Below are 8,768 nucleotides of genomic sequence, written 5' to 3' on the forward strand. Positions count from 1 at the left end.
GGCGCCGGGCCCAACCAGAGGAGACGTCTCGTGAGAGACGTTGACGATGGGCGGTAGCCTTCTGATTTAGCTCAGTCACCTAGTTTTGCGTGAATCTCGTCAAGATCGATCTCAGCGATCGGCATCTTGTTCGCGGGATTCTCGAAATCGTATTTGAACAGCTCGAAATCCTGCTTGTAGATTTCATAGACCAAGTGCATGGAGAGGTCGTCAAAATAGTCCTCGACCGGATGCGCACGCTTTGGCCCATGGCCTTCAGATTCATTGAAGCGTGGAATTTCGGACAGAGTCACCCTATGCGCTGTGTCCAGGTGATCCAGAACATCCTGCATTCCATCATTGAACTTCTCGGTCCAGAAAATGCGATCATATCGGCCACCATTAGCGATCAACGTTGAGACATGACCGGACATGGCGGACCAATGAATGTCTGGATCCATCGGGCGTCGCCAGCGGATCGTATCGCGCGCAAACAGTAGAAACCTGCGGAAACTGGCGATTTGGTCAAACTCACCTTTGCCATCCTCACCACCAACCTCAATCCCGTAGTTGTAAATCAACGTCGGCACCAGATTTCCGCGATAGCGTTTACCGTTCCGCTGAATACCGCAAATCTTGTCGAAGAACGAACTTAGGATGCGCGTATACGGATTGCGCACACAGGTAAAAGTGTATGACCCATGCGACTGAACATTCCGCGCAATTGGTTCCTGACTGGCATTAAAAGCCCACTTATGCATCCCATCATTGGCGTCGTGAATATCGCCATCAAAAAACCGGCCATGATCCGAGAAATACATGATCTGCCCAATGGTCGAGCAAGCACATTTTGGCACGACACGATAGACCATGCTCTGACTTTCGGTCATCCATGTACCGGGAAAACCCATCTGCTGTGCCTCCTTAGCCAGTTATCGTATTGATACTCCGGCATATTGGCTCAAAGAACCAAAAATATTCTGTTTATTCAATCGCTCATCCTCAGTATCACGGTTGCAAACGGCAGAAACGGGGAAATACGAATATAGAATGGCAAAGATTGCCTTTATCTTGCTGTGTCACAAAGATCCGGACGCGATCATCGCGCAGGCCGGTCAGCTGACGGCTGCCGGTGATTGCATGGCGATCCATTTTGATGCCCGTGCCAGCGACACAGATTATGCGCGAATTCGCGAGGCCCTAAACGACAACCCTAATGTCACCTTTTCGAAGAAGCGCATTAAATGCGGATGGGGTGAATGGTCCCTGGTACAGGCTACGCTGCATGCGCTTCAGTCGGCTGTAGAGCAGTTCCCCAGGGCCACCCATTTCTACATGCTGTCTGGCGATTGCATGGCCATCAAGACCGCTGAATATGTGCACGGTTTCCTTGATGATCGCGATGTGGATTTCATCGAGAGCCACGATTTTTTCGCAAGCAACTGGATCAAGACCGGGATGAAAGAAGACCGGCTGATCTATCGCCATTACTTTAACGAACGTAATCAACCGCGCCTCTTCTACACCGCTTACGAGATGCAAAAACGGTTTGGCCTCACTCGCGACATACCGTCCGACCTTCAGATCATGATTGGCAGCCAATGGTGGTGTCTTCGCCGTCGTACTGTCGAGATGATTCTCGAATTCCTGCAACAACGCCCGGACGTGCTTCGGTTCTTCAAGACAACGTGGATTCCGGATGAGACGTTCTTTCAAACTCTCGTTCGCCATCTGATACCGAAGCACGAGATCGAGAACCGAACGCTGACATTTCTGATGTTCTCCGATTACGGCATGCCCGTTAGTTTCTACAACGATCACTATGACATGCTGCTGGGTCAGGATTACCTCTTCGCACGCAAGATCAGCCCCGAAGCCCATGAGCTCAAGGAACGGTTAGGGCAGTTATATGCCAGCAAAGGGGTCGCGTTTGGTATTTCTGGGGAAGGGCGCAAACTGTATCATTTCTTGACCAGCCGTGGACGCGTCGGACGACGGTACACACAACGGTTCTGGGAAGCGGGAAACACCCTGGGACCCGATCGCGAAATATACTTGATTGTCTGCAAAAAATGGCACGTTGCCAAACGATTGGTTGATCAGATTGCCTCGGAAACCAGCATTCCCTGTATTGAATACATATACGATGAGCAAGACACTCCGCTTCCCGATCTAGGTGGCATTGAGACGACATTGACCAAACGCTCCCGACATCGTCGCGCAGTCGCGAAATTGCTATTCGAACATTTCGACAGCGAAAAACTGATCTTATGCGTTGATCCTGCGAACTTAGACGTCATTCAGGACTTTGGCGGGGATCAAGCCCAGACGCGTGTACTGGAAATCGAATGCGATTATTCCGACGAATACCTTGCTGGTCACGCCTTGCGTGTCGGGTTGGCTGGTCAGAACAGCTCGGCCGAGTCAATGGCCCGATTGCTTCCTACTTTGCGGAACGCACTTGCCTATGAATCTGAGCAGATCCGATATTCCAAGAACGATGGTTTGTTTCATTTGCGCGAAACTGCTGATCGCTTGGTCAACGAAGAGGCAATAGCCGAGTTTCTGAACCTAACGGAGGCCCAGGCCAAATCGATTATGCATTTGGATTACCTTTTCGCGGATTGATATCCGGCGGCGTACATAAACTCCGCCGGATATGCTAATGATCGAGACCCGCCAGTCAGATGTCGAATTTGACACCCTGTGCCAACGGCAACTCGGCTGAGTAGTTCACCGTGTTGGTCTGACGGCGCATATAGGCTTTCCAGGCGTCCGAACCACTTTCGCGCCCACCACCAGTTTCCTTTTCACCGCCAAACGCGCCTCCGATCTCGGCACCGGATGGGCCGATATTGACGTTTGCAATGCCACAATCCGAGCCAGCTGCGGTCAGGAACTGTTCCGCCTCACGCATGTTCAACGTGAAAACACAGGATGACAGGCCTTGGGGCACATCGTTTTGGATCTCGATCGCCTCGGCGAAATCATCATAACCGATGACATACAGGATCGGAGCGAAGGTTTCTGTCTTCACAGTTGCCGTCTGGCTGGGCATTTCAACAATGGCGGGTTCCATGTAGACGCCACCAGGCATTCCCTCGGTTACTCGCTTGCCACCAAAGACCGTTCCACCCTCGGCTTCCGCCCTCCTAAGCGCTCCGGTCATTGCGTCGCCGGAGGCTTCATCGACAAGCGGACCTATCAATGTCCCTTCCGCCAGCGGGTCGCCAATTGGAAGGCCCGAGTAAGCTTTCTTGAGGCGGGCAACAAGCTCTTCACGGATCGAGTTGTGCACGATCAGACGGCGTAGCGTGGTGCAGCGTTGACCCGCCGTCCCGACGGCTGAAAACACGATCGCCCGGACCGCCATTTCCAGATCGGCCGAGGGACCGACGATCATCGCATTGTTGCCACCGAGCTCCAGAATGCATTTACCAAAGCGCTGCGCCACGATCGGAGCAACCGCACGGCCCATCCGGGTGGAGCCGGTGGCCGAGATTACCGGCACATCCTCGCTCGCGACCAGAGCTTCACCCAGCGCGACACCGCCGATCAGGGTCTGCAGCAGGCCGTCAGGCGCCTCCCCGAAGCGGGCCATTGCGCGCTCGAAGATTTTCTGACAGGCCATCGCGGTCAGAGGCGTTTTCTCCGAAGGCTTCCAGATCACGGGATCGCCACACACCAACGCCAACGCCGCGTTCCATGACCAGACCGCAACCGGGAAGTTAAAGGCCGAGATCACACCCACTGGTCCTGCAGGATGCCAAGTTTCCATCATCCGATGGCCGGGTCGTTCCGATGCAATGGTCAGACCATATAGTTGACGTGACAGGCCCACGGCAAAGTCGCAGATATCGATCATCTCCTGCACTTCGCCCAGCCCTTCCGAGGTGATCTTGCCAGCTTCCCAACTGACCAGCGCGCCCAGATCATCTTTGGCCGCACGCAACTCTTCGCCCAGAAGGCGGATCAGTTCTCCGCGGCGCGGGGCAGGCACAACCCGCCATGCTTTGAACGCTTCCTTCGAGCGCGCAAATATGCAGTTCATCTCGGACAGAGGCGTTTCGTGCACTTCAGCCAGCACACTTCCATCAATTGGAGAAGTCACGCGCAGCGATCCACCAGTCAGCTCTGCCGCCGTCAGGTCCAGTTTCGCAAGAGTAGCTTCAGCAGTCATTACAACATCTTTCATATCTCAGGCCGCCTTGTTCTGTTCGGTGACATCGCCGGCGCGATAGAGCCGACCAAATTCTGTGTTCAGGAAATCGGCAAGCTTTACCTGCTCCTGCCGGACAAAACCCTTGGACGGCAAAGCACCCGTCCGCATCAGATCGACGACACCCAGCACACCTGCTGCGGTGGTGATCTGAATCGCACTCCAGATTTGCCCATCAATGGTGCGGGCAAAGGATTTGTTGATCAGGGACTTCTCGCGCAGGGAGCCATCAATCATTCCCTTGGCAGTGCAATAGACCAGCACTACATCCTGATCGGTGCGCGGCAGAGCGGTTTCAAAGATCTCTTTCAACAGATCGCGCCGACGCTCTAATCCCAAATCACTTAGCAACAATCGAAGAATATCCCGATGTCCCGGATATCGGATCGACCGATAGGACACTGCCCGCGCTTTACCTTCAAGCGTTTCGGGCAGCGTGCCCAGCCCACCGGACGTGTTGAAGCATTCATACTCCACACCATCATGGCCGATCAGTTCATAATCTTCGAGTGGCGCTGTCTTAACCCGCTCGCCGTTCACAATGGCATCGCAAGGGTTACAATACTCATTTATCAATCCGTCAGTGGACCACGTCAGGTTATATTTCAATGCATTGGTCGGAAACAGCGGCAGTGCCCCAACCCGCATATGTAAGCTTTCCAACTCATCGAATTCCGAAGCCAGCGCGGCGCCAGCGATACCGACAAATCCGGGTGCCAATCCGCATTGCGGCATGAATGCTGTGTCGCTGTTCTGCGAAAGTTGGCGTACCGCATTGGTCGCTTCAACATCTTCTGTCAGATCAAAGTAATGGGCTCCGACTGCTTTTGCTGCACCGGCAATTGCTGGCGTCAGGAAAAACGGAGCTGCCGAAATAATAGCATCAAACCCCCTGAGCCCCCGCTCGAGGCTTGCACTGTCACGGGCATCGATCTGCCGCGTTGAAATCCCGCGCTTGTTGAACACAGACAATGCCGAGAGATCATGATCGGCAACAGTTACCGAGTAATGCGCCGAGGATTTCAACAAGGTCGCGATCATCTGACCGATCTTCCCCGCCCCGACTACGCAAATATTCCAGCTCAAAACGCGCCTCCATACTGTATTTCTTTCGATTATGAGGGGCGAATTGTTCGGAATGCAGATCATGTCTTGACGAAATGAGGCAGATATCCGTGATATCGTCATATGTTATGTCAATTTGCTGGACTACATCTTCAAATTCGCACTCAAATATTGTCGAATTCACAATCGTTTCAGCGATCCTTTGAAGTGAGAGTGCTATCAGGTATGAGAGGACCATTGTCGGCTACACAACGCAGACAAACGCGGTTCGCCCAAGCATATAGGTGCCCTTCAATGAGATCTCTCCGTGTCCTGCTTACCTGTTTCGCATGCCTGCTCTCATGCGGAGCTCTGGCGCAATCCGCTGAGGCACCTGCCGCTGAGATTTCTCTGGAGCTCAATGCCTTGGGAGACGTTAGTGGTGCCTGTAGATTAACCTTCCTGGTGACCAACCAATCCGGAACCAGCATCGATGAGGCAATATTCGAGACGGTGATATTCGACAATGAAGGGAGTGTCGTGACCCTTTCACTTTTTGATTTTCGAGACTTACCCTTGGATCGCCCGCGTGTCCGTCAGTTTGACCTGCCAGGGATGTCTTGCACGTCTGTTGGGCGAGCATTGATCAATGGCGCGAGTTCATGCGTGATAAACGGATCTCAGAGCGACGTCTGTCAATCGACCCTAACGCTCAGCAGCCGAGTTGAAGTGGAGTTACTTGGATGAATATTCTCTCTTCTCTTCGGGAAATCCTAGCCCTTGGCGGGCCCGTAGTGGCTATCCTTATTGTCATGTCGGTCCTGACCGTCGCGGTCAGTATATACAAGCTGTGGCAGTTTGCAGCCTGTGGCGTGGGACGGCACAAGGTGCTGTCACAAGCGCTGCAGGCCTGGGATGCTGGAGATCGAGCCAATGCACGCAGACGCCTCGCCCAGAGCAGCAGCTATCTTGCACCGCTGGTCGAAGCCGCAATGGACGCGCCGGACACTCCCGATCTGGACGCCCGGTTGGATGCCGAAGCCGGGCTGGCTTTGGCCGGGCTTGAGCGGGGGTTTCGGCTTTTGGACACGGTTGCACAGCTTGCCCCGCTGCTTGGGCTGTTCGGGACAGTTTTGGGAATGATCAATGCGTTCCAAAGCCTTCAATCTGCCGGGTCTTCTGTCGATCCCTCATTGCTGGCAGGCGGCATCTGGGTTGCCCTGGTAACCACAGCCGTTGGTCTTGCCGTGGCGATGCCGACCTCGATGGTCTTGTCCTGGTTTGAAAGCCGAACCGCGCGCGAACGCGTATTTGCGGACAAAGCACTGCGCACGGTTCTGGTCCCAAACCATTCGAACCAGCCTGCCGCAGGCGCGACCGAGATTCTGAACGCTGAACATGCGTAACACGGCACCCTTTGTCAGACGACCGATGTCGATGACGCCGCTCATCGATGTCATCTTTTTGCTGTTGCTGTTCTTCATGTTATCCTCAACCTTCTCCAAGTTCGCGGAAATCGAGATCAGCAGTGCAACCTCAGGCACTTCAGCCTCGGCTGAGCACGTGGAGAGGATTTTCATTCAGATCGGTTCAGAGCGCGTGACTTTGAATGGCGAAACACTGACGCTGGATGACCTGTCTGCACGGATTGGGGCCGGTCAGGCTCTGGTAAGCCTTGATGCCGATACGTCCGCCCAACGGCTTGTAGATTTGCTGGTTATTTTGCGTGGCCGAGTTGGCTTGACCGTCACGGTGTTGGAGTAGACCGATGATCCGCTTTGGTCGCCCAAGCCGCAAACGAGACTCGACCATCCCTCTGATCAACGTCGTCTTTCTGATGCTGATCTTCTTTCTGATTGCAGGCACCCTGGCACCACCGCTTGATCCTGAGCTTCAGCTTGTCGACACATCGGAACTGGAAGGCCGCGACCCTCCCGATGCGCTTGTCTTGAACGCCGATGGCATCCTCAGTTTTCGCGGAGTGCAAACCGATCCCGAGGCTTTCATGGCCAGCCATGATGACGGACCTGTCAGGATTGTCCCCGACCGCAACGTTTCGGGCCAACGGTTGATGGAGGTAACCGGTGCCCTCCGACGGTATGGCGCGCCATCTGTGTTCCTAGTGACCCAGCAGGCTTTGAAATGATCCGGAAGTCAGCAGCCATCGCCGCGTTGGCGGGTGTGCTTTCGCTTGTCCTGCATGTCTTTGGGATCAGCTTTTACGGGTCAAGTCAGCCAGAACTGCGATCCAACGAGGAATCGGTCAGCTTGATCGAGCTTGGCAACACATTCGAAGAATTCACCGAAGACACGACAGATCCGGTGCAACCGGAATCTGCTGAAACACCCGAGCCTCCGGTTGAAGACACTATTAAACCCGATACTGCCGACATCCCGATCAGCGAAACACTTGTCGCTTCCCCCGACCCTCAGCAGGTATCTTCACCCGATGTCGGAGCGCCCGTCGTCCCACAATCAGAATTGCAGGAAAAGGTGCCGACCGAACCGGTCGCCCCGTCCAGCGCCAAACCAGCCGCAGACGCGGAGACTACCGCAACACCCCCAGCGTCCGAGCGCTTGGCTGCGCTACCACCCACAGATGCTCCAACTGCTCCGGTCCCTCCGCTTGAGAATACGGCAGTCGAACCGCAAATCCCAATTTCCGTCAATGAGCCAACAACCGAGTTGCCGGAAGAACAAACCGGGGCTTCCGATCAGGCTGTATCTGTCTCCAAGCGTCCCCGCCTTCCGGACAGAAGGCCCGCAACGGATACTCCAAAATCGCTCGATGGATTCAGTAACTTCGACAATTTGCGCAACCCTTCGCAGACAGTAGAATCGCCCTTAAGCCTGTATCAAAAAGAAGGGGCTGACCCGTTCCGAACCAGCAGTGGCAGAAATCAATCCTCAGGCCGCGGCGCAGGAAACTCCGACACTACGAACTATGCCGGACAGGTTCTGGTCCATCTAAATCAGACACCCGTCGTCTATGTCCCGGTCCGAGGATTTGCGCAGGTATTCTTCGAAATTAATCCTGATGGATCACTGGCTTGGGTAGATATCGTCGACAGCTCAGGCTCACCCGAGATCGAACGCGCCGCCAGAGATCAAGTCATCCGCGCCGCTCCATTTCCTCGCCCACCAAGCGGTTCAAGCCGCAGGCTATCATTCTATTACCAGAATAGTTGAGATCAGAGACAGCGGCTCAGTTGCATAGCTATTCGTTAACCCCACGAGACTTATAGCTTGGAGTGCTTTAAACAACTGAACCGTGTGATCAAAAATAGTCTGAACGGGTTGTTTGGAATTTGGTTTCGGGAGTAGGATTTGAACCTCTGACCTTCGGGTTATGAGCCTGACGAGGTGAAGACGTTAAGCAATTGATCCAGTGGATCAATTGTAGTCTGAACGGGCTGTACTGAGATTTTCTGACGCTGGTTGCGGGAGCAGGATTTGAACCTGCGACCTTCAGGTTATGAGCCTGACGAGCTACCGGGCTGCTCCATCCCGCGACACTTAGCGTTGG

General features: G+C 54.2%; 8 protein-coding genes and 1 tRNA gene. 5 read left to right on the forward strand and 4 right to left on the reverse strand.

The genetic code is table 11. The features are described from left to right. Window positions 1-71 precede the first annotated feature (71 nt). Entirely contained in the window at window positions 72-890 is an 819-nt protein-coding gene (locus tag ACR0JR_RS22025) for a sulfotransferase family protein (protein ID WP_480458171.1), read from the reverse strand. 139 nt (window positions 891-1,029) lie between these two features. Here ACR0JR_RS22025 and ACR0JR_RS22030 point away from each other — a divergent pair, with 139 nt between their 5' ends. Next, entirely contained in the window at window positions 1,030-2,607 is a 1,578-nt protein-coding gene (locus tag ACR0JR_RS22030; RefSeq protein ID WP_480458172.1) for a DUF5928 domain-containing protein, read from the forward strand. Between the two features lie 55 nt (window positions 2,608-2,662). Here the strand turns inward: ACR0JR_RS22030 and amaB are convergent, their stop codons facing one another. Both amaB and ACR0JR_RS22040 read right to left on the reverse strand, forming a co-directional pair. Then, window positions 2,663-4,159, reverse strand: a complete 1,497-nt coding sequence (gene amaB / locus ACR0JR_RS22035; RefSeq protein WP_480458178.1) for an L-piperidine-6-carboxylate dehydrogenase — start codon at window positions 4,157-4,159, stop codon at window positions 2,663-2,665. A gap of 18 nt (window positions 4,160-4,177) precedes the next feature. Further along, window positions 4,178-5,284, reverse strand: a complete 1,107-nt coding sequence (locus ACR0JR_RS22040) for a saccharopine dehydrogenase family protein (RefSeq protein ID WP_260023655.1) — start codon at window positions 5,282-5,284, stop codon at window positions 4,178-4,180. Window positions 5,285-5,985: 701 nt separating this feature from the next. Here ACR0JR_RS22040 and ACR0JR_RS22045 point away from each other — a divergent pair. From ACR0JR_RS22045 to ACR0JR_RS22060, 4 genes are read left to right on the forward strand one after another with little or no spacing between them, the layout of a single operon-like run. Beyond that, a complete protein-coding gene (locus ACR0JR_RS22045) occupies window positions 5,986-6,648 on the forward strand; it encodes a MotA/TolQ/ExbB proton channel family protein (protein ID WP_480458174.1) in 663 nt (220 codons plus the stop codon). Continuing rightward, window positions 6,641-7,006 (forward strand): biopolymer transporter ExbD, encoded by a 366-nt coding sequence (locus ACR0JR_RS22050; protein WP_480458176.1) that lies wholly within the window; start codon window positions 6,641-6,643, stop codon window positions 7,004-7,006. Before ACR0JR_RS22045 ends, ACR0JR_RS22050 begins: the two co-directional genes overlap by 8 nt. A 4-nt stretch (window positions 7,007-7,010) precedes the next feature. Beyond that, the gene (locus ACR0JR_RS22055) at window positions 7,011-7,388 is read left to right on the forward strand and encodes an ExbD/TolR family protein (RefSeq protein WP_170567459.1); all 378 of its coding nucleotides are present in this window, start codon (window positions 7,011-7,013) and stop codon (window positions 7,386-7,388) included. Next, window positions 7,385-8,431 carry an energy transducer TonB family protein gene (locus tag ACR0JR_RS22060; RefSeq protein WP_480458177.1) on the forward strand — a complete coding sequence of 349 codons (1,047 nt, stop codon included), beginning with the start codon at window positions 7,385-7,387 and terminating at the stop codon, window positions 8,429-8,431. The genes ACR0JR_RS22055 and ACR0JR_RS22060 overlap by 4 nt, the downstream gene beginning before the upstream one ends. A 246-nt stretch (window positions 8,432-8,677) precedes the next feature. On the opposite strand, the gene ACR0JR_RS22065 is transcribed toward ACR0JR_RS22060, so the two are convergent. Beyond that, window positions 8,678-8,754 (reverse strand) — tRNA-Met (locus tag ACR0JR_RS22065). Between the last annotated feature and the right edge of the window lie 14 nt (window positions 8,755-8,768).

It is taken from the genome of Ruegeria sp. AA3 (assembly GCF_056542905.1).